This window comes from Pseudomonas lactis, assembly GCF_001439845.1.
GTDB classification, from domain to species: Bacteria; Pseudomonadota; Gammaproteobacteria; order Pseudomonadales; family Pseudomonadaceae; genus Aquipseudomonas; species Aquipseudomonas lactis.
In genome coordinates this window covers 17,166-36,451 of the sequence record NZ_JYLO01000002.1, presented here as the reverse complement: position 1 = coordinate 36,451, position 19,286 = coordinate 17,166, and the positions used below count along the sequence as shown (strand labels likewise).

Genomic DNA, 19,286 nt, shown 5'->3' with positions numbered 1-19,286 from the left:
AGAATGGCGAGCCTTTCGCAGCACCCTCCTCCTACTTTTCTTATTGATGACGCCCATGTCCGAAGCCAGTCCGTGTCTGAATTGCGGTGCCTGCTGTTCACACTTTCGCGTGTCTTTCTTTTGGGGTGAGTGCGCCTCGTCCGGGGGCACGGTGCCCGATGAGCTGGTGGTGCAGATCAACCCCAGCCGCGTGGCGATGATCGGCACCGACCGCAAGCCGGCACGGTGCTGCAGCCTTGAAGGTGAAGTCGGACAAGCCACCAGTTGCTCAATTTATGAACAACGCTCCAGTGTATGCCGTGAGTTCGAGGCGTCTTGGAGCCAGGGCGTGCAAAATGTCGATTGCGACGCCGCCCGTGCCGCATTTGGCCTGGCCCCGCTGGAGGCCCCGCACTTCGAACTCGACCTGCCCATCAGCGCTTAGCACCAAACGCTATGGAAGGCATATCAAAATAATTTGAGATCAAAACGCCATTACTGATGGCAAATTTCGAGAGACTCCTATACTCGACCTCATGGGTCATCGCCGCTGGCAGTGACAGGGCTCTGTGACGGGATAAGCTATGGAATGGCTGGGGCAGCATTTTTTTACCGACCTTCCAGACAGCGGGCATTTATTGCTCAATTGCACTCATAACCCGTTTCTGGTGCTGCTGGCGTACCTGGTCGCCTGCGCGGCGGGTTTCGGTATCCTGGACATGGCCGAACGTGTCGGCCATGTCGAAGACCCCACCGCCCGCCGCCATTGGCGCTGGCTGGGTGCGGGTTGCCTGGCAGGCGGCATCTGGTCGACCCACTTCATCAGCATGCTGGCCTTCCAAGCGCCCATTGCCATTCACTACGAACTGATCATGACGTTCGTCTCGCTGCTGATTGCCCTGATCGCGTCGCTGCTCGCCATGCAGACCCTCAGTCATACCCACCTGCGTTTTCATCAATACCTGGTAGCTTCGGTGTGGATGGGCCTGGGCATCGCGCTGATGCACTACGTGGGCATGTCGGCCATGCGTTCCCAGGCCCAGGTGTACTTCGAAACACGGCTGTTTTTGGCCTCGGTGGCGATTGCCATGGGCGCCAGCCTGGCGGCGTTGTTGCTGTCCAGTTACCTGCGCAATGGGGCCGGCGTGTTTCACCAACTGCTCAAATACGCCGCCAGCCTGGTGCTCGGCGCCGGGATCCTGAGCATGCACTTCACCGGCATGGCGGCCATGCAAATGCTGGTGCCCAGCGGCACGGATCTGTCGTTGCGGGCCGATGACAACCCGATTCAACTGGGCCTCTCAGTCGCGATGATCACCTTGCTGGTGATCGGCAGCAGCGTCAGCGCAGCCCTGGCCGACAAGAAGCTGCAACACAAGGAGCGCGACCTGCGCCGGGTCAACGCGCTGCTCAGCGAACTCGACCAGGCCCGCGCCTCGCTGCAACAAGTGGCCCACTTCGACGCGTTGACCAGCCTGCTCAACCGCCGTGGTTTCAATCAGATCTTCGCGGAGAAAGTCGCGGAAAAAACCCGCACTCAGGGCATGATGGCGGTGATCTTCCTCGATATCGACCACTTCAAGCGTATCAATGACAGCCTGGGCCATGATGCGGGCGACCAGCTGCTCACGGTGCTCGCCGGGCATATCAAAGGTTCGATACGCAGCCATGAAGATGTGGTGGCACGCTTTGGCGGCGATGAGTTCTGCATCCTGGTCAATATTCATCACCGCGACGAAGCCCGGCACATGGCCCAGCGCATCATGCAGAAGATGAAAGAACCCATCGAACTGGCCGGTCGGCGCATGGTGATGACCACCAGCATCGGCATCAGCCTGTTTCCCGAAGACGGCCACACCTGCGAAGAACTGCTTAAAACCGCCGACCTGGCGCTGTACCAATCCAAGGATGCCGGGCGCAATTGCTTGAACTTCTTCAGTTCCAACCTTAAAACCCGTGCCTTTCTTGAGCTGCAACTGGAAGAAGAACTGCGCGCCGCCTTACGTACGCGCAGCCAGTTGGTGCTGTTTTATCAACCGATCTTCGACATGAAGCTGGGCAAGGTCACGCGCCTGGAAGCCCTGGTGCGCTGGCAACACCCCCAACACGGGCTGCTGGCCCCGGACCGCTTTATCGGCATTGCCGAGAACAACGGGCTGATCGCCGAGCTGGACCACTGGGTATTGCGCCAGGCCTGTCACGACCTGAGCCTGTTGTCTGACCGGGGCGACACCGAGTTGATCATGGCGGTGAACTGCTCTGCGTTGAACCTGGCGCGTGACGAACTGGCCGATGAAATCGAAGACGCCCTGCGCTTCGCCGGCATCGGCACCAACCGCCTGGAACTGGAAGTCACTGAAAACGCGTTGATGGGCAATATCAGCAGCACCCTGGCCCTGTTGCGGCAGATTCGCGCCCTGGGTGTGTCACTGGCCATCGATGACTTCGGCACCGGCTATTCGTCGCTGGCTTACCTCAAGCGCTTGCCGCTCAACACCTTGAAGATCGACCGCTCGTTTATCCAGGACATCCCCAAATCCACCGCAGACAGCGAAATTGTCCAAGCGATTATTGGCATGGCCCACACCCTGCACTTGCAGGTGGTCACCGAGGGCGTGGAAACCCAGGCGCAGTTCGAGCTGTTGCTCAAGCATGGCTGCGACTACATCCAGGGCTACCTGCTCAGCCCGGCGGTGCCCTTCGACGACATCATCGGCGTGATGCAGGGGATTGCCATGCGTAATCCGCTATATCCGCTCAGCGTGGAAGGCAAAGACGCTCCACCGCCAAACGACCCAGCTGCGGGACGTATCGGCCCGCCTTCTATTGTCAGGCCGATCCGCTGAGACCAAGACGCGCAAGCTGACGATTTGAATGCGCGCGCTGCAGCGCTGAGTCATACGCCGAAACAATTGCGCGGCTATTTCCCGACGACCTGAACTGTGCCCGTGACGTTTACGTCACCCTCGCCTGTGATCTTTCGCTACGGCAAGGTGCCATCACGCGATAAGCGGTTACTCCCCTACACACTTCACCGCGTGAAAAATACGCACCTTTTTAGTGCTGGCAATTCTTACGCCGCCCTTTCCTGGATCAGAATCCATGGCGAGACCACCACTGCCCACAAGCTCGGATCACGTTCCACCAGGTCCAACGCCCGCGATGCAGACACTTCGCCAAGACTCCCGGCAGCTAGCCAGGCGGCGACTTTGTCACGGTTGTCTTCGGCCATTCCTTCGGCGGCCTCGATCAAATCCAGGCTGGCATCGACCCACAATAGGGCACCCTTGGCAAAGAACGGTTCAAGCTCCTTCCAGGAAATTTCGGCTGTTTCACCGAGCAGCTTGGCATAGAGGGTGCTTGGTTCTTGCGTCATGGGAATTCACCTGAGTAAAAAATCGGCGCAATCATAGCCCCGTCGCTCAGGCAGAAAAACCCAGTAGCAAATGAAGTAGCGATTGAAAGCGCCAGGAAAGCCAAGGAATGCCTTGAAAGCTGTTAGCAACCCGCCGCGATTCTGTCTTTTTCTTTCATTTAAGCGACATACCCAGGTTTTGCCCCCAGCTGCCAGCTTTTCAAGCGATCAGCCAGCGCTCTACACTGTACCGGTACAGTTGCCAGGGCAATGCCGGGGGGATATCCGCGATATCTGATCCGGTTCTGCAGCTCACAAGGCCGCTAGAACTATAAAAAATACAACAGTAAGAGTGGAGCACTATGAATAAGGCTACTAAGCAGATTTCCAAACTGTTTGCCGCTATGGTCCTGGCTGGGGTTGCCGGCCATTCGTTCGCAGCCGACACCATCAAGATCGGCATCGCCGGTCCCAAGACCGGTCCGGTGACGCAATACGGCGACATGCAATTCATGGGTGCCAAGCAAGCCATCAAAGACATCAACGCCAAGGGCGGCGTAGACGGCAAGATGCTTGAAGCCAAGGAATACGACGACGCTTGCGATCCAAAACAAGCCGTGGCCGTTGCCAACAAAGTGGTCAATGATGGCGTCAAGTTCGTCGTCGGCCACCTCTGCTCCAGCTCCACTCAGCCAGCGTCGGATATTTATGAAGACGAAGGCGTCATCATGATTACCCCGGCTGCCACCAGCCCTGAAATCACTTCCCGTGGCTACAAGCTGATCTTCCGCACCATTGGCCTGGACAGCGCGCAAGGCCCAGCGGCCGGCAACTACATCGCCGACCACGTGAAGCCGAAAATCGTCGCCGTACTGCACGACAAGCAGCAATACGGTGAAGGCATCGCCAGCGCCGTGAAGAAGACCCTTGAAGAAAAAGGCACCAAGGTTGCAGTCTTCGAAGGCCTGAACGCCGGTGACAAAGACTTCTCCTCGATCATCCAGAAACTCAAGCAAGCCAATGTCGACTTCGTCTACTACGGCGGCTACCACCCTGAGCTGGGCCTGATCCTGCGCCAAGCCAAGGAAAAAGGCCTGAACGCCAAGTTCATGGGCCCGGAAGGCGTGGGTAACGACTCCATCTCGCAAATCGCCCAGGGCGCTTCCGAAGGCCTGCTGGTGACCCTGCCGAAATCCTTCGACACCGACCCTGCCAACAAAGCCATCGTCGAAGAGTTCGCCAAGAACAAGCAGGACCCAACCGGTCCGTTCGTGTTCCCGGCCTACTCGGCAGTTGAAGTGATTGCCGGTGGTATTGCTGCGGCCAAAAGCGAAGACACCGCCAAAGTGGCCGAGGCCATCCACGCCGGTACCTTCAAGACCCCTACGGGCGACCTGAGCTTCGACGCCAAGGGCGACCTGAAGGACTTCAAGTTCGTGGTCTACGAATGGCACTTCGGTAAACCAAAAACCGAAGTTTCCCCTCAGTAAGCCAGGCGTTACTGGTCAACAAGCCCACTGTGCAAGCAGTGGGCTTTGTTTTACGAGGTTTATGGGCCATGTCACCCGCGATCCGGGCGCTGGCTCACCTGAAAATCTTAAAACCGTCACCAGCGGTTCGCTGGCAAACGCTTTGTGCAACCTGGTCACAGAACAGGGCACCGAGCCGGAAATGACTCCACCAGTGAAATGCGTATCGGGTTTTTAGGAGCGCTGTAATGCCTGAGATCTATCATTTTTTCCAACAGCTGGTTAATGGCCTGACCATTGGCAGCACCTATGCCTTGATAGCCATTGGCTACACAATGGTTTACGGCATCATTGGAATGATCAACTTCGCCCATGGCGAGGTGTACATGATTGGTTCCTACGTGGCCTTCATCGCCCTTGCCGGGCTGGCCATGATGGGGATCCACTCCCTGCCGCTGTTGATGACCGCTGCGTTTTTGGCATCGATCATCGTGACCAGTGCCTATGGCTACAGCATCGAGCGGGTTGCCTACCGTCCCCTGCGGGGCAGCAACCGTTTGATCCCGCTGATTTCTGCCATCGGCATGTCGATTTTCCTGCAGAACACCGTATTGCTGTCCCAGGACTCCAAGGACAAGTCCATTCCCAACCTGATTCCGGGGAGCATCTCCTTCGGCCCGGGTGGCGCACAAGAAGTGCTGATTTCGTACATGCAGATTCTGGTTTTCGTGGTCACCCTGGTGGCCATGCTGGGCCTGACGCTGTTCATCTCCCGCTCCCGTCTGGGGCGCGCCTGCCGGGCCTGTGCCGAAGACATCAAGATGGCCAACCTGCTGGGCATCAACACCAACAACATCATCGCCCTGACCTTCGTCATTGGTGCTGCGCTGGCGGCCGTGGCGGCCGTGTTGCTGAGCATGCAATACGGCGTGATCAACCCCAACGCCGGCTTCCTGGTGGGCCTCAAGGCCTTTACCGCGGCGGTATTGGGCGGCATCGGCAGCATTCCGGGCGCCATGCTCGGCGGGCTGGTGCTGGGTGTGGCCGAAGCCTTTGGCGCCGATATCTTCGGTGACCAGTACAAGGACGTCGTCGCGTTCGGCCTGTTGGTTCTGGTGCTGTTGTTCCGTCCGACCGGCATCCTGGGCCGTCCGGAGGTTGAGAAAGTATGAGCAGATATCTTAAATCGGCGTTTTTCAGCGCCTTGCTGGTCTGGGCCGTGGCCTTTCCGGTACTCGGTCTCAAGCTGAGCATTGTCGGCATCAACCTTGAAGTGCATGGCACCGGGCCTGTCACCCTGACCGTCATCGCGCTGTGTTCGGTGCTGATGTTCCTGCGTGTACTGTTCACCCAGCAGGTTGGAGCCCTGTTCAAGGGCAACCGTGGCCCGTTGGTGTCGCCCAAGGTCAGCCAATTTCTGACCCTGCCGCGCACCCAGCGCTACATCATCATCGGGCTGATCATCGCGGCGCTGATCTGGCCGTTCTTCGGCTCGCGCGGCGCGGTCGACATTGCCACGCTGATCCTGATCTACGTGTTGCTGGGCCTGGGCCTGAACATCGTGGTGGGCCTGGCGGGCCTGCTCGACCTGGGTTATGTGGGCTTTTACGCCGTGGGTGCCTACACCTACGCGCTGCTCTCGCATTACCTGGGCTGGAGCTTCTGGATCTGCCTGCCACTGGCCGGTATGGCGGCGGCGACGTTCGGCTTCCTGCTGGGCTTCCCGGTGCTGCGCCTGCGCGGTGACTACCTGGCCATCGTGACCCTGGGCTTCGGCGAAATCATTCGCCTGTTCCTGCGTAACCTTACCGACATCACCGGTGGCCCCAACGGCATCAGCAGCATCCCCAAGCCGACATTCTTCGGGCTGTCGTTCGACCGCAGCGCCGCCGAAGGCATGCAGACCTTCCACGAGTACTTCGGGATTGCCTACAACCCGGTGAGCAAAGTGGTGTTCCTGTACTTGGTCGCGCTGTTGCTGGCATTGGCGGCCCTGTTCGTGATCAACCGCCTGCTGCGCATGCCCATCGGGCGCGCGTGGGAAGCGTTGCGCGAAGATGAAATCGCCTGCCGCGCCCTGGGCCTGAACCCGACCATCATCAAGCTTTCCGCATTCACCCTGGGCGCTGCGTTCGCAGGTTTTGCCGGCAGCTTCTTCGCCGCTCGCCAAGGCCTGGTGACGCCGGAATCGTTCACCTTTATCGAGTCGGCGATCATTCTCGCCATCGTGGTATTGGGTGGCATGGGCTCGCAACTGGGCGTGATCCTGGCGGCCATCGTGATGATCCTGCTGCCGGAAATGATGCGTGAGTTCAGCGAATACCGCATGTTGATGTTCGGCGCCATGATGGTGCTGATGATGATCTGGCGTCCTCAAGGCCTGCTGCCCATGCAACGTCCACACATGGAGCTGCGCAAATGAGCCGCGAGATCCTGAAAGTCGAAAACCTGAGCATGCGCTTCGGCGGTTTGCTGGCGGTCAATGGCGTGGCCCTGACCGTCAAAGAGAAACAAGTGGTAGCACTGATCGGCCCCAACGGCGCCGGCAAGACCACGGTGTTCAACTGCCTCACCGGTTTCTACAAGCCGAGCGGTGGCAGCATCCTGCTGGACGGCCAACCGATTCAGGGCCTGGCCGGCCACGAAATCGCCCGCAAAGGCGTGGTGCGGACCTTCCAGAACGTGCGGTTGTTCAAGGACATGACGGCAGTCGAGAACCTGTTGATCGCCCAGCACCGTCACTTGAACACCAACTTCTTCGCCGGCCTGTTCAAGACCCCGGCGTTCCGCAAAAGCGAGCGCGAGGCCATGGAATACGCGGCGTACTGGCTGGACAAGGTCAACCTGACCGAGTTCGCCAACCGCCCGGCTGGCACCCTCGCCTACGGCCAGCAACGGCGCCTGGAAATCGCCCGTTGCATGATGACGCGCCCGCGCATCCTGATGCTCGACGAACCTGCCGCCGGCCTGAACCCCAAGGAAACCGAAGACCTCAAGGCGCTGATCAGTGTGCTGCGTGAGGAAAACAACGCCACGGTGCTGTTGATCGAACACGACATGAAACTGGTCATGAGCATCTCCGACCACATCGTGGTGATCAACCAGGGCACGCCGCTGGCCAACGGGACGCCGGAGCAGATCCGCGACAATCCTGAAGTGATCAAAGCCTATTTGGGGGAAGCGTAAAATGCTGCAATTCGAAAACGTTTCCACTTTCTACGGCAAGATCCAGGCCCTGCACAGCGTCAATGTGGAAGTACGCCAGGGTGAGATCGTCACCCTGATCGGCGCCAACGGTGCCGGCAAATCGACCTTGCTGATGACCTTGTGCGGTTCGCCGCAAGCCTACAGTGGCAGCATCCGCTACATGGGTGAAGAACTGGTGGGCAAGCACTCGGCAGAGATCATGCGCAAGAGCATTGCGGTGGTGCCCGAAGGCCGTCGAGTGTTCTCGCGCCTGACCGTCGAAGAGAACCTGGCCATGGGTGGGTTCTTTACCGACAAGGGCGATTACCAGGAGCAGATGGACAAGGTGCTGCACCTGTTCCCCCGCCTCAAGGAGCGTTTCAGCCAGCGCGGCGGCACCATGTCCGGCGGCGAGCAGCAAATGCTCGCCATCGGCCGGGCGCTGATGAGCAAGCCAAAGCTGTTGCTGCTGGACGAGCCTTCCCTGGGCCTGGCACCGATCATCATCCAGCAGATCTTCGACATCATCGAACAGCTGCGCAAGGACGGGGTGACGGTATTTTTGGTAGAGCAGAACGCCAACCAGGCGCTGAAAATCGCTGACCGCGCCTATGTGCTGGAGAATGGCCGAGTGGTGATGCAGGGCACCGGTGAGCAATTGCTGACCGATCCGAAAGTGCGGGAGGCGTACCTGGGCGGCTAAACACAGGCTGCCATAGAAACCGGATCAAAAATGTGGGAGCGGGCTTGCTCGCGAATGCGGTGAATCAGCCGGAAACTGTTGGCTGACACACTGCATTCGCGAGCAAGCCCGCTCCCACATTTGTTTGGTGTGAACCGTACTATTGAATTTATTTTCGAAGTTTGTGTAACGCAATTCGTCGAGCTCTCTCTAGTGGTGCATGCAGGCAATCAAGCCTGCGCATTCAACCACTGCTGGAGACACACCATGACCACCAAACTGTCCGCTGCCACCCTCGTTCTGGCCCTTGGTTCTGCCCTGAGCCTGTCCGCCCTGACCACCACCGCCCACGCGGCCGACGACATGCAGAAGTGCTACGGCGTGGCTGAAGCCGGCAAGAATGATTGCGCCGCAGGCGCCGGTACTTCCTGCGCGGGCACCTCTAAAACCAAAGACCAGGCCAATGCCTGGAAACTGGTCCCCGCCGGCACATGCACCCAGACCCCAAGCACCACCTCGCCGACCGGTTTTGGCCAGGAAGCGGCCTTCACCGCCAAATCCTGAACCCCGCGCAGCCTGAGTACTGATGATGACGCTTACAGCCCAACACGCGGTCTCACCGGCTCAGGCGCCCGGCCTGCCCTATCGGGCCGGGCTGGGGCTCAAGACCGAGCACTTCACTGAGGTGCTCGAGACCCGCCCCGACATCGGTTTTTTCGAAGTACACGCCGAAAACTACATGGTGGCCGGCGGCCCGTTTCATCACTACCTGGGGTTGATTCGTGCGCAATACCCCCTGTCACTGCACGGCGTCGGCCTGTCCATCGGCGGCGAAGGCCCTCTGGACCGCGAGCACTTGGCTCGCCTGGCCACGCTGATCGAACGCTACCAACCCCAGTCTTTTTCCGAACACCTGGCCTGGTCCAGCCACGGCCCGGTGTTTCTCAACGACCTGCTGCCCCTGGCCTACGACGCCAGCACCGTAAACCGGGTGTGCGCACACGTCGACCAGGTACAAAGCACGCTCAAGCGCCCGATGCTACTGGAAAACCCGTCCACCTATTTGCAGTTCCAGCGCTCCACCCTGGACGAAACCGACTTCATCAGTGAGATCGTCCGCCGTACCGGTTGCGGCCTGCTGCTCGACGTCAACAACGTCTACGTGTCCTGTATCAATCACCAGCGCGACCCGCTGGCCTACATCGATGCCCTGCCATTGCACGCAGTGGGTGAGATTCATCTGGCCGGTTTTGCCGAAGACACCGACAGCCTGGGCGACCGCCTGCTGATCGATGACCACGGTGCGCCAATCGATAACGCCGTGTGGCAGCTGTATGCACAGGTATTGGCACGGACGGGAGCGGTGGCCACGCTGATCGAGCGGGATAACCAGGTGCCCGCGTTCAGCGTGCTGCAAGCAGAGGCCCGACAGGCCGAAGGGTATTTGTCGCAGGTGGCCCGATGAGTATTCAGCAGGCATTTGCCCAGGCTTTACTGGCCCCGCAAGCAACCTGCCCCGAGGGCGTGTTCAGCAGCAACGGTGCTGAGCCGACGAGCCGCTTTGCGGTGTATCGAAACAATGTCCATAGCGCGTTGATCAATGCTTTGGCGGCCGCCTACCCGGTGGCGCGGCAACTGGTCGGCGATGAGTTTTTCCGCGCCATGGCCGGCCTGTATGTCCAGGCCCACCCGCCTATCAGCCCGTTGATCAGTGAGTACGGCGGCACGTTCGCTGACTTTATCCAGGCTTTCGAACCGGCCTCAAGCGTGCCCTACCTGGCCGATGTCGCCCGGCTGGAACGCTTGAGGGTCCGCGCTTATCACGCGGCGGATTGCCAGGTTCTGGATCAGCACAGCGTACTTCGGCAACTGCAAGGCTGCGCACAACTGGGACAACTGCGTGTACGACTGCATCCGTCACTTGCCACGCTGGAATCTTCCTACGCGGTGGTATCGGTTTGGGCGGCGCATCAGGTCGACGGGGCTATCGCCACTTTGAACCCCTGGTATGCCCAAGGCGCGATGGTCTTGCGCCAAGGGTTGGCGGTCAAGGTATTCGCCATCGACCGCGGGTCTGTGACCTTTATCAACCGACTCAACCAAGGCGCAGGGCTGGAGATGGCCATCGCTGACGCCCTGCAAGCCTCTGACGAATTCGATTTGCACCAATGTCTTACGCTGTTGATCAGCCACGACGCCATCACCCATTTACATCTGCAACCAGAGGTATCGCCATGAACTTTCCCGCTCCCTGCCTGGTAAAGCGAACCGTCGCACTGTTTGAAAAAATCCCTTACAGCCTGATCGCCTTTATCGCGCGCTTCTCCATTGCGGCGGTGTTCTGGAAGTCTGGCCAGACCAAGGTCGAAGGCTTTGCCATTGACCTGATCAGCGGCACCTTCCAATGGGGTGAGCCCAAACTTGCCGCCTCGACCCTGTTTTTATTTCGCAGCGAATACCAATTGCCTCTGCTGTCGCCGCAGGTGGCCGCGCACCTGGCAACCTTTGCCGAACATTTTTTTCCGGTATTGATCCTGCTGGGGTTCGCCACGCGTTTTTCGGCCCTGGCCTTGATCGGCATGACCTTGACCATCCAGCTGTTCGTCTACCCTGACGCCTATCCCACTCACGGCACCTGGCTTGCGCTGTTATTGCTGTTGCTTGCCAAAGGCCCAGGCTGCCTGTCCATCGACCACCTGATTGCCCGCCGCTATCGCTGAAGCCGATCCAGCGCTTCGCCGCTGCGCTTGAACCAGTCCACCAGGTAGTCGGCCAACACCTGGGTACGCCGTGGCAGGCCGCCCTGGTAGGGATGCACCAGGTACATCGGCATGCTGCGTGTCTGATAGTCGCGCAGCAGCCAGCGCAATCGGCCGTCAGCCAGTTCCGCGGGTAGAACGTAGGACGGCAGGCGGGCAATACCGGCGCCGACCAACGCGGCTTTTTTCAGCAGGTTGTAGTGGTTGGAGGCGAAGGTGCCGCTCACCTTTACCCGCAGCAATTCGTGTTGCTGGTGGTACAACCATTCCTCGCGGCCGCTGTAATGGCTGTTGAGCAGACAGCTGTGCGCCGCCAGGTCCGCCGGGGTCAGTGGTTCGCCATGCTGTTCCAGATAAGCCGGGCTGGCGCAGGTCATTTCATGCCAGGCCAGCAAGGGTTTGGCCACCAGGCGTTCATGTTCGATGGCGCCGGAGCGTACGCCCAAGTCAAAGCCATCCCGTGCCAAGTCTCGGTAGCTGTTATTGAGCTCCAGCTCGATCTGCACCTGGGGATACTGCTTGGAGAATTCCAGCAACAAACCATCGAAGAAGGTTTCGCCCAACGACACCGGAACGGTCATACGCACAGGGCCGGCCAAATCATCTTTGAGTCGCGCCAAGGCCTGACGGGCGCGCTCCACCTGCACCACCAACGCTTGTGCCTGGGGCAGCAACGCCGCGCCGGCAGCGGTGAGGCTCAGCTTGCGCGTGGTGCGGTGCAGCAGTACCACGGCGAACTGCGCTTCCAACTGGCTGATGCGCTTGGACAACTGCCCTTTGCTGCAGCCCAATTGTGCGGCCGCTACGGTGAAACTACCGGCCTCGATCAGCACGGCGAACGCCGCCAGGTCATCCATTTCGCTCATGGATTGTTTCCATTTGAAAACCAAAGGTTGCCTATTAGCGCGTTTATCCGACTAAAAAGCCACACTAGACTGAATGCAAACCCATACCACTGTAGGAGCGAGCTTGCTCCCGAAAAACTCAAGATCGCCGCCGTGTAGTCAGTTTTACCGCGTGATCGTTGACGTTCTTCGCGAGCAAGCTCGCTCCTACAGGGAATCAGCCCAGAGGAACAGCACGATGAAAATCCTATTGATCGGTGCCAGCGGCACCATCGGTTCAGCGGTCAAGGCGCAACTGGCCCAGCGCCACGAAGTGATCAGCATCGGCCGCACCAGCGGCGACTTTCAGGTGGATATCAGCGATAGCGCCTCGATCCGCAGGCTGTTCGAGCAGACCGGCAAGTTCGACGCCCTGATCTGCGCGGCAGGCAACGTCAACTTCGTGCCCCTGGCAGACATGAACGACAGCGATTTCGAACTGGGCCTGCGTGACAAGCTGATGGGCCAGGTCAATCTGCTGTTGATCGGTCGTGAGTACGCCAACGATGGCGCTTCGTTCACGTTCACCAGCGGCATTCTGAACCGTGATCCGATCCGCACCGGCGCTTCGGCGGCTTTGGTCAACGGTGCATTGGATGCCTTCGTCAAAGCGGCGGCCATTGAATTGCCACGCGGCCTGCGCATCAACTCGGTCAGCCCGACGGTGTTGCTGGAAGCCATGGGCAGCTATGCCCCTTATTTCCGCGGCTATAAACCTGCCCCCGCCGCCGATGTGGCGCTGGCTTACGCGAAAAGCGTCGAGGGCCTGCAAACCGGTCAGACCTTTATCGTAGGTTGAAGGTGAGATCCGTAAGAAACGCCTGAAGCTGGCAAGCGGGCTTGTGATGCACGGCCAGCCTGCGTAACGTGGCGGCACTTGCCTGGAGACCCGATAATGCGCGCCGCCCGTACCCTCGCCCTGTTTGCCTTGCTTCCTCTGTTCGCCGCTTGCCAATTGTTTGAAAGCGAGCCGGCCAAGCCATCGACTGTCGGGCTGACCCGTATGCAGGGTGAGTTGACGGCGGTGGACGGCAAACTGCTGTTTCAGCCATGCGGCGACCAGCGCAGCTACGTGGTCAACGACACCGGCGGCACCAGCGTCCTGCAGGAAGCGGCCTCGCTGGCCGGCCAGCAGGGCATGCTGTTTGCCGACCTGCGTGGCAAATTTTCCGGCGTCGCCAGCGGCACCCAGGGCTCAGTGGACCTGCAACAGCTGTATCGCGTCGAACGCTCGACCTCAGCCTGCTCCGACCCGGATTTCAAGCGCATGATCCTGCGGGCCAATGGCCATAAACCCGCCTGGGCAATGAATGTCACGGCCAAGGGCATGGTGCTGGAACGCGAAGGCCAGCCACCTTTGGCAGTACCGTACGTCGAGGAACAACTGGGCGACGGCCGTTTCAACCTGATGACCGAGGCCAATAACCAGCACATCGAACTGTGGGTGGCGCCCCAGCGCTGCGTCGACAGTGTGAGCGGCAGCCTGCAACACATGAGCGCCGAGTTGCGCGTGAACGGCCAGGTGCAGCGCGGTTGCGCGGCGTTCGGCGGCTCGCGGGACGATTAACCTGACGGAAAGTCGCCATTGGGGCTTATAATCGCCGGTTTGCAAAACAGCCGGCCTTCTTGCCCGCCGCCTACCGGATCCTGTCATGTTACGAATCACTGAACTCAAGCTGCCCATCGACCATCCCGAAGAAGACCTGCGCACGGCCATCGTGCAGCGCCTGGGCATCGCCAGTGATGACCTGCTCGATTTCACCCTGTTCAAGCGCAGCTACGATGCGCGTAAAAAGACCTCTGAGCTGTGCTTCATCTACACCGTCGACCTGAACGTGAAGGGTGAAGCCCCTCTGCTGCTCAAGTTTGCCGATGATCGCAACGTCAATCCGGCACCGGACGTCAGCTACAAGGTGGTGGGCCAGGCGCCGGAAGGCCTGGCTGAGCGGCCAATCGTGGTGGGCTTTGGCCCCTGCGGGATTTTCGCCGGGCTGCTGCTGGCACAGATGGGCTTCAAGCCGATCATCCTCGAACGCGGCAAGGAAGTGCGCCAACGCACCAAGGACACCTGGGGCCTGTGGCGCAAAAGCGTGCTCAACCCCGAATCCAACGTGCAATTTGGTGAAGGCGGCGCCGGTACCTTCTCCGACGGCAAGCTGTACAGCCAGATCAAGGACCCTAAATTCCACGGTCGCAAAGTGCTGCACGAGTTCGTCAAGGCCGGTGCGCCGGAAGAAATCCTCTACGTCAGCAAGCCGCACATCGGCACCTTCCGCCTGACCGGCGTGGTGGAAAACATGCGCGAGCAGATCATCGCCCTGGGCGGTGAAGTGCGCTTCGAACAGCGGGTCACCGACGTGCTGATCGAAGACGGCCAGTTGAACGGCGTGGTCATCGACGGCGGCGAGCAAATCCTCTCCAAGCACGTGATTCTTGCCCTGGGCCACAGCGCCCGTGACACCTTCCGCATGCTCCACGACCGTGGCGTGTACATGGAAGCCAAGCCGTTCTCGGTGGGTTTCCGTATCGAGCACCCGCAGTCGCTGATCGACGCCGCACGCCTGGGCAAATACGCTGGCCACCCGAAGCTGGGCGCAGCGGACTACAAGCTGGTGCACCACGCCAAGAATGGCCGTTCGGTCTACAGCTTCTGCATGTGCCCGGGCGGCACCGTCGTGGCTGCGACCTCGGAACCCCATCGCGTCGTGACCAACGGCATGAGCCAATACTCGCGTAACGAGCGCAATGCCAACTCGGGCATCGTGGTAGGCATCACCCCCGAGGTGGATTACCCGGGCGGCCCGCTGGCGGGTATCGAGTTGCAGGAGCGCCTGGAGTCCCACGCCTACATCCTCGGCGGCAGTAACTACGAGGCCCCCGCGCAACTGGTGGGCGACTTCATCGCCGGCAAGCCCTCCACCGCGCTAGGCAGTGTGGAACCGTCCTACAAACCTGGCGTGTCATTGGGCGACCTGGCCCTGGCCTTGCCGGACTTCGCCATCGAAGCCATCCGCGAAGCCTTGCCGGCGTTCGAGAAGCAGATCAAAGGCTACTCGCTGCACGATGCGGTGCTGACCGGCATCGAGACCCGCACCTCGTCCCCGTTGCGCATTACCCGCAATGAATCGATGCAGAGCCTGAACGTCAAAGGCCTGTTCCCGGCCGGTGAAGGCGCAGGCTATGCCGGTGGGATTCTGTCGGCGGGTGTCGACGGGATCCGGATCGCCGAGGCGCTGGCGCGGGATATGCTCGGCATCGAGGCCTAAAGCACACTGGCGGCAAGCATAAATCCAATGTGTGGCTTGCCTGCGATGAGCATAGGTATCTACACAACTTCGATACGACGCTGGGCCTGTGGCGAGGGAGCTTGCTCCCGTGACGGACTGACAGCCGACGCTGATCTAACTGACACACCACGATCCAAATGTGGGAGCTGGCTTGCCTGCGAAGACGGTCTGACAGTCACCACAGTTGGATTGTGTACATATCCATTGCTGCGGTAACGGCCACCTAGGGTTCCGCTCTGACAGCGGCTCACTTTTGAAAAGCCGGATTGCCGGCCCAGTCAAAAGTAAGCAAAACGCTCTTGCCCCACCACTCGGCACCTCGCCTAGGCTCGGTGTGCCCGAACACAGTCTTGAATCCGTGGGCCGCCGCCCCGCGCCATCCATGGCGCGGGGCGGCTAAACCGGCATCCCTGCCGGTTTACCCCCCAAATCACTGTCGAATTACGGCCAGCGTGGTTTAACGGGGCGCTTAAGGTCAAGATCACAAGGCAGGAAAGTGAATCCTGAACGCCGCCCCACCCAACGCTGAATCTCCCAACGTCAACCGCGCGTGATAGCTTTCAATGATGTCCTTGACCACCGCCAGCCCTATCCCCTGCCCCGGGTGCTGGCGGTCGAGCCGTTCGCCACGCTGCAGAATCCGTGCACGCTGGTCCGGTGGCACACCAGGGCCGTCGTCTTCGATACACAGCTCAATGCCATCGAGGTTTTCCACCAGGCTGATACGCACTTGCTTGAGGCACAGGCGGTAGGCGTTTTCCAGCAGGTTGCCGAGCATTTCAAGCAACGCGCCCTTTTCGATGGGCACCTCGCAGGCCTGCGGCAGATCAAACGTCACGGTGACCCGCTTGTCGCGATAAACCTTTTCCAATGTATCGCACAGGCTTTGCACCACCGGTTCCAGGCGTACCTGGTGACGCACCAGGCCACTTTTTCGCAGGCTGGCACGCTGCAGTTGGTAACCGATCTGCTGGCTCATGCGTTCGATCTGCGATTGCAGCACCCACGCCTGGCTACGTTCTTCGGGGCGCTGGGCCATGTCTTCGCTCACGCCCTGCAACACCGCCAGTGGCGTTTTCAGGCTGTGGGCCAAGTCATCGAGTGAGTCGCGGTAGCGCGCACGCTGTTCGCGCTCGCTGTGCAGCAAGCGGTTGAGGGAGCCGGTCAGGCGCAGCAGTTCGCGGGGGTGTTCTTCGCTGAGGCTTTCACGAGTGCCGCCTTCGATCTGGTCGAGTTCATGGCTCAGGCGCCGCAGGGCTTGCAGGCCCCAGGTCAGGCCCAGCCACAACAGCGTCAACAACACCAGCAAGGCCGCGCCGAACCCGAGGTAGAGGTTCTCGCGCAGGCCTTCGAGGGTCAGTTGGTATTCGCGTACCGGCTGCAGGGCGACAATGCTGAACGCCGCGCTCTTGCCTCCCAGCAGCCGGACCTCGACGTCATACACGAAGAATTCCTGGCCATTGGCCTCGCGAATCCGCGCAAACTCGTTGCCGCGCCCGTCGTAGCGCGGTTTGTAGTTGATGTTTTCTTCCTGGGTCGCCCGCGAGCGCCATACCAGATGGCCTTCACGGTCGTAGATATAGCCCAACAGCCGACTGTCGGTGAGGTTGAAACGCTCATCGGGCAACTGCGCCGGCATCAGCAGGCGGTTATTGTCGACCCGCGCCGCGGAAATCAGCGTGGTCACATCCGAGGCCAGGCGCTGTTCGATGGAATCCTGCAGCGCCAGGCTGAATGCGCCTTGCATGGCCGGCAACAAGCCGAGCATAAACAGCACGGCCAGGGTGGCGGCCGCCAGCATCAGGCGCACACGTAGCGAACGAATCAACGGCAGCGCTCATTGAACAGGTAGCCCAGGCCACGCACGGTATCGATCGGCTTGAACCCGGCCGGGCCTTCCAGCTTGCGGCGCAGGCGGCCGACCAGCACTTCGATCACGTTTGGATCGCGCTCGTCGTCATCCGGGTACAGTTGCTCCATCAAGCGGTCCTTGGCGACCACTTGCTGATGATGACGCATCAAGTATTCGAGGATCCGATACTCGTAGGCGGTCAGCGCCAGGGGTTGCTCGTCCAGGGAGGCTTGCTTGCGGTTGAGGTCTAGCAGCAGCGGCCCGGCAACAATAGTCGATTGAGTAAAACCGCTGGAGCGGCGCAGCAAGGCGTTCATGCGCGCCTCCAGCTCTTCGAACTGGAACGGCTTGACCACGTAGTCGTCGGCCCCAGCCGCCAGGCCTTCCACCTTGTCCTGCCAGTTGCCGCGGGCGGTGAGGATCAGGATCGGGAAGGTCTTGGTCTGGGTGCGCAACTGGCGAATCAGGTCCAGGCCGCCCATACCGGGCAGGCCAAGGTCGATGATCGCCAAGTCATGGTTGAATTGGCCGGTCTGGTACAGGGCTTCTTCGGCATTGGCCACGGCTTCGACCACATGCCCGCTGTCGGTCAGGCGGGTAAACAGGTGATGACGCAGCAGCGCCTCATCTTCCACCACCAGCAATTTCATAAGGTTCTCCACTGCAATTCAACTAGCCGACAGGGGGATATCATAGCGGCCCTGCAGCTCTTGGGGGCGCAGTTTTATGCCATTGTAGTGGCCGGTCAGGTGCGCGTAGCCGCTGCGATAGTCGGGTTGCGCAGGGGTAGCGCCCAGGGCCTGGCCCCACGGCGCGGCCTGGGTGCCGGCGTCTTCGAAGCTGACACGATGGATCAGGTTGCTGGATTTCTTGGTTTTCTCGCTGCCAAAGGCCGCAAAGGCGCCATCGGACGCCTGCACGCCAGCAGTGGCGCCAAGCATGGTCAAGGCCAACATCAGCTTTTTGATCGCAGTCATGGTGGTTACCTCATACGCGTTTGGGCTGTGGGGTCCAGACTACGCAGGCGCCCCTGAACTCCCCCTGAACAGGCTCTGAACCGCAGCTGAACCGCACCGGGCTATCCACTGGCCCGCCAACTCGGCAAAATACCGCGCATGACGCCCCTACCCGCTTGCTGCACCCCACTCGATGATCATTGGCCGTTGCCGGTTCCCTTGCCGGGCACGGTGTTTTTGAGCACGCGATTCGACCCAGCTTTATTGAGCCCGGGCGATTTCCAGCGCTGCGATGTACCGCCGCCGGCGAGCATCCAGCGCTCGGTCGCCAAGCGCCAGGCGGAATTTCTCGCCGGCCGCCTGTGCGCGCGCGAAGCACTGCAACGACTCGATCATCTGCACTGCATCCCGGCCATTGGCGAAGACCGCGCCCCGGTCTGGCCAGGGCATATCAGTGGTTCCATCACCCACAGCACCGGGCACGCTGCGGCGATTGTCGGGCACAAGGCGCAATGGCGCGGGCTGGGCATGGACCTGGAGCACCTGCTGTCACCGGAAAGGGCGGACCGCCTGGCCGGGGAGATCCTGACCGCCGATGAGCTGCAACGCATGGCCGCCCTGCCCCGTGAGCAACAGACCTTGCTGGTGACGCTGACGTTTTCGGTGAAGGAGAGCCTGTTCAAGGCGCTCTATCCGATCGTGCACAAGCGCTTTTATTTCGAGCATGCCGAGGTGTTGGAGTGGTCAGCGGCTGGGAGAGTGCGTCTGCGGTTGCTGACCGATCTTTCGCAAGAGTGGGGCCATGGCAAAGAGCTGGAAGGGCAGTTTGTGGTGCAAGGGGAGCAGTTGTTGAGCCTGGTGGCTGTCGCAATGTAGG

The 19,286-nt window shown here is 60.3% G+C and carries 20 protein-coding genes; 15 read left to right on the top strand and 5 right to left on the bottom strand.

The window, feature by feature from the left end:
• The first annotated feature begins 55 nt into the window (after nucleotides 1-55).
• Both TX24_RS02960 and TX24_RS02955 read left to right on the top strand, forming a co-directional pair.
• Entirely contained in the window at nucleotides 56-424 is a 369-nt protein-coding gene (locus tag TX24_RS02960) for a YkgJ family cysteine cluster protein (protein WP_003193526.1), read from the top strand.
• Nucleotides 425-563: 139 nt separating this feature from the next.
• Nucleotides 564-2,825 (top strand): putative bifunctional diguanylate cyclase/phosphodiesterase, encoded by a 2,262-nt coding sequence (locus TX24_RS02955; protein WP_057709668.1) that lies wholly within the window; start codon nucleotides 564-566, stop codon nucleotides 2,823-2,825.
• 227 nt (nucleotides 2,826-3,052) lie between these two features.
• Here the strand turns inward: TX24_RS02955 and TX24_RS02950 are convergent, their stop codons facing one another.
• Entirely contained in the window at nucleotides 3,053-3,355 is a 303-nt protein-coding gene (locus tag TX24_RS02950; protein WP_003193531.1) for a DUF2288 domain-containing protein, read from the bottom strand.
• A 341-nt stretch (nucleotides 3,356-3,696) separates the two neighbouring features.
• On the opposite strand from TX24_RS02950, the gene TX24_RS02945 reads away from it, so the two are divergent.
• The 9 genes from TX24_RS02945 (at nucleotide 3,697) to TX24_RS02905 (ending at nucleotide 11,391) form a co-directional block, all read left to right on the top strand.
• Nucleotides 3,697-4,824 (top strand): branched-chain amino acid ABC transporter substrate-binding protein, encoded by a 1,128-nt coding sequence (locus TX24_RS02945; protein WP_003193533.1) that lies wholly within the window; start codon nucleotides 3,697-3,699, stop codon nucleotides 4,822-4,824.
• A gap of 227 nt (nucleotides 4,825-5,051) precedes the next feature.
• The gene (gene livH, locus TX24_RS02940; protein WP_003193535.1) at nucleotides 5,052-5,975 is read left to right on the top strand and encodes a high-affinity branched-chain amino acid ABC transporter permease LivH; all 924 of its coding nucleotides are present in this window, start codon (nucleotides 5,052-5,054) and stop codon (nucleotides 5,973-5,975) included.
• Nucleotides 5,972-7,225, top strand: coding sequence for a high-affinity branched-chain amino acid ABC transporter permease LivM (locus TX24_RS02935; protein WP_003193536.1), 1,254 nt, complete (start codon nucleotides 5,972-5,974; stop codon nucleotides 7,223-7,225). Before livH ends, TX24_RS02935 begins: the two co-directional genes overlap by 4 nt.
• Nucleotides 7,222-7,989, top strand: coding sequence for a high-affinity branched-chain amino acid ABC transporter ATP-binding protein LivG (gene livG, locus TX24_RS02930; RefSeq protein WP_003193538.1), 768 nt, complete (start codon nucleotides 7,222-7,224; stop codon nucleotides 7,987-7,989). The genes TX24_RS02935 and livG overlap by 4 nt, the downstream gene beginning before the upstream one ends.
• Before the next feature lies 1 nt (nucleotide 7,990).
• Complete coding sequence (locus tag TX24_RS02925; protein WP_003193540.1) at nucleotides 7,991-8,692, top strand: ABC transporter ATP-binding protein; 702 nt, start codon at nucleotides 7,991-7,993, stop codon at nucleotides 8,690-8,692.
• Between the two features lie 246 nt (nucleotides 8,693-8,938).
• On the top strand, nucleotides 8,939-9,235 hold the full coding sequence (locus TX24_RS02920) for a BufA1 family periplasmic bufferin-type metallophore (RefSeq protein ID WP_056786908.1): 297 nt from the start codon (nucleotides 8,939-8,941) through the stop codon (nucleotides 9,233-9,235).
• Nucleotides 9,236-9,257: 22 nt separating this feature from the next.
• Nucleotides 9,258-10,136, top strand: a complete 879-nt coding sequence (bufB, locus tag TX24_RS02915) for an MNIO family bufferin maturase (protein WP_003193544.1) — start codon at nucleotides 9,258-9,260, stop codon at nucleotides 10,134-10,136.
• Nucleotides 10,133-10,909 carry an HvfC/BufC N-terminal domain-containing protein gene (locus TX24_RS02910; RefSeq protein WP_003193545.1) on the top strand — a complete coding sequence of 259 codons (777 nt, stop codon included), beginning with the start codon at nucleotides 10,133-10,135 and terminating at the stop codon, nucleotides 10,907-10,909. Before bufB ends, TX24_RS02910 begins: the two co-directional genes overlap by 4 nt.
• Entirely contained in the window at nucleotides 10,906-11,391 is a 486-nt protein-coding gene (locus tag TX24_RS02905; RefSeq protein ID WP_003193547.1) for a DoxX family protein, read from the top strand. Before TX24_RS02910 ends, TX24_RS02905 begins: the two co-directional genes overlap by 4 nt.
• Here the strand turns inward: TX24_RS02905 and TX24_RS02900 are convergent.
• Nucleotides 11,382-12,296, bottom strand: coding sequence for a LysR family transcriptional regulator (locus TX24_RS02900; protein WP_003193552.1), 915 nt, complete (start codon nucleotides 12,294-12,296; stop codon nucleotides 11,382-11,384). The genes TX24_RS02905 and TX24_RS02900 overlap by 10 nt on opposite strands.
• A gap of 217 nt (nucleotides 12,297-12,513) precedes the next feature.
• Here TX24_RS02900 and TX24_RS02895 point away from each other — a divergent pair, with 217 nt between their 5' ends.
• From TX24_RS02895 to TX24_RS02885, 3 genes are all read left to right on the top strand, one after another.
• Nucleotides 12,514-13,113: a short chain dehydrogenase gene (locus TX24_RS02895; protein ID WP_034135345.1), complete on the top strand. Its 600-nt coding sequence runs from the start codon at nucleotides 12,514-12,516 to the stop codon at nucleotides 13,111-13,113.
• Nucleotides 13,114-13,209: 96 nt separating this feature from the next.
• Complete coding sequence (locus TX24_RS02890) at nucleotides 13,210-13,881, top strand: COG3650 family protein (RefSeq protein ID WP_032895666.1); 672 nt, start codon at nucleotides 13,210-13,212, stop codon at nucleotides 13,879-13,881.
• Between the two features lie 85 nt (nucleotides 13,882-13,966).
• Complete coding sequence (locus TX24_RS02885) at nucleotides 13,967-15,580, top strand: NAD(P)/FAD-dependent oxidoreductase (RefSeq protein ID WP_003193556.1); 1,614 nt, start codon at nucleotides 13,967-13,969, stop codon at nucleotides 15,578-15,580.
• 502 nt (nucleotides 15,581-16,082) lie between these two features.
• Here TX24_RS02885 and TX24_RS02880 read toward each other — a convergent pair.
• From TX24_RS02880 to TX24_RS02870, 3 genes are read right to left on the bottom strand one after another with little or no spacing between them, the layout of a single operon-like run.
• On the bottom strand, nucleotides 16,083-17,429 hold the full coding sequence (locus tag TX24_RS02880; RefSeq protein ID WP_019817208.1) for an ATP-binding protein: 1,347 nt from the start codon (nucleotides 17,427-17,429) through the stop codon (nucleotides 16,083-16,085).
• Nucleotides 17,426-18,103 carry a response regulator gene (locus TX24_RS02875; RefSeq protein ID WP_003193559.1) on the bottom strand — a complete coding sequence of 226 codons (678 nt, stop codon included), beginning with the start codon at nucleotides 18,101-18,103 and terminating at the stop codon, nucleotides 17,426-17,428. Before TX24_RS02875 ends, TX24_RS02880 begins: the two co-directional genes overlap by 4 nt.
• 18 nt (nucleotides 18,104-18,121) lie before the next feature.
• Complete coding sequence (locus tag TX24_RS02870; protein WP_003193560.1) at nucleotides 18,122-18,430, bottom strand: hypothetical protein; 309 nt, start codon at nucleotides 18,428-18,430, stop codon at nucleotides 18,122-18,124.
• Between the two features lie 138 nt (nucleotides 18,431-18,568).
• On the opposite strand from TX24_RS02870, the gene TX24_RS02865 reads away from it, so the two are divergent.
• A complete protein-coding gene (locus TX24_RS02865; protein ID WP_057709667.1) occupies nucleotides 18,569-19,285 on the top strand; it encodes a 4'-phosphopantetheinyl transferase family protein in 717 nt (238 codons plus the stop codon).
• Nucleotide 19,286: the final 1 nt, after the last annotated feature.

Coding starts and splice junctions, on each gene's coding strand:
- TX24_RS02960 (WP_003193526.1), top strand. CDS start 56: ATGTCCGAAGCCAGTCCGTGTCTGAATTGCGGTGCCTGCTGTTCACAC.
- TX24_RS02955 (WP_057709668.1), top strand. CDS start 564: ATGGAATGGCTGGGGCAGCATTTTTTTACCGACCTTCCAGACAGCGGG.
- TX24_RS02950 (WP_003193531.1), bottom strand. CDS start 3,355: ATGACGCAAGAACCAAGCACCCTCTATGCCAAGCTGCTCGGTGAAACA.
- TX24_RS02945 (WP_003193533.1), top strand. CDS start 3,697: ATGAATAAGGCTACTAAGCAGATTTCCAAACTGTTTGCCGCTATGGTC.
- livH (WP_003193535.1), top strand. CDS start 5,052: ATGCCTGAGATCTATCATTTTTTCCAACAGCTGGTTAATGGCCTGACC.
- TX24_RS02935 (WP_003193536.1), top strand. CDS start 5,972: ATGAGCAGATATCTTAAATCGGCGTTTTTCAGCGCCTTGCTGGTCTGG.
- livG (WP_003193538.1), top strand. CDS start 7,222: ATGAGCCGCGAGATCCTGAAAGTCGAAAACCTGAGCATGCGCTTCGGC.
- TX24_RS02925 (WP_003193540.1), top strand. CDS start 7,991: ATGCTGCAATTCGAAAACGTTTCCACTTTCTACGGCAAGATCCAGGCC.
- TX24_RS02920 (WP_056786908.1), top strand. CDS start 8,939: ATGACCACCAAACTGTCCGCTGCCACCCTCGTTCTGGCCCTTGGTTCT.
- bufB (WP_003193544.1), top strand. CDS start 9,258: ATGATGACGCTTACAGCCCAACACGCGGTCTCACCGGCTCAGGCGCCC.
- TX24_RS02910 (WP_003193545.1), top strand. CDS start 10,133: ATGAGTATTCAGCAGGCATTTGCCCAGGCTTTACTGGCCCCGCAAGCA.
- TX24_RS02905 (WP_003193547.1), top strand. CDS start 10,906: ATGAACTTTCCCGCTCCCTGCCTGGTAAAGCGAACCGTCGCACTGTTT.
- TX24_RS02900 (WP_003193552.1), bottom strand. CDS start 12,296: ATGAGCGAAATGGATGACCTGGCGGCGTTCGCCGTGCTGATCGAGGCC.
- TX24_RS02895 (WP_034135345.1), top strand. CDS start 12,514: ATGAAAATCCTATTGATCGGTGCCAGCGGCACCATCGGTTCAGCGGTC.
- TX24_RS02890 (WP_032895666.1), top strand. CDS start 13,210: ATGCGCGCCGCCCGTACCCTCGCCCTGTTTGCCTTGCTTCCTCTGTTC.
- TX24_RS02885 (WP_003193556.1), top strand. CDS start 13,967: ATGTTACGAATCACTGAACTCAAGCTGCCCATCGACCATCCCGAAGAA.
- TX24_RS02875 (WP_003193559.1), bottom strand. CDS start 18,103: ATGAAATTGCTGGTGGTGGAAGATGAGGCGCTGCTGCGTCATCACCTG.
- TX24_RS02870 (WP_003193560.1), bottom strand. CDS start 18,430: ATGACTGCGATCAAAAAGCTGATGTTGGCCTTGACCATGCTTGGCGCC.
- TX24_RS02865 (WP_057709667.1), top strand. CDS start 18,569: ATGACGCCCCTACCCGCTTGCTGCACCCCACTCGATGATCATTGGCCG.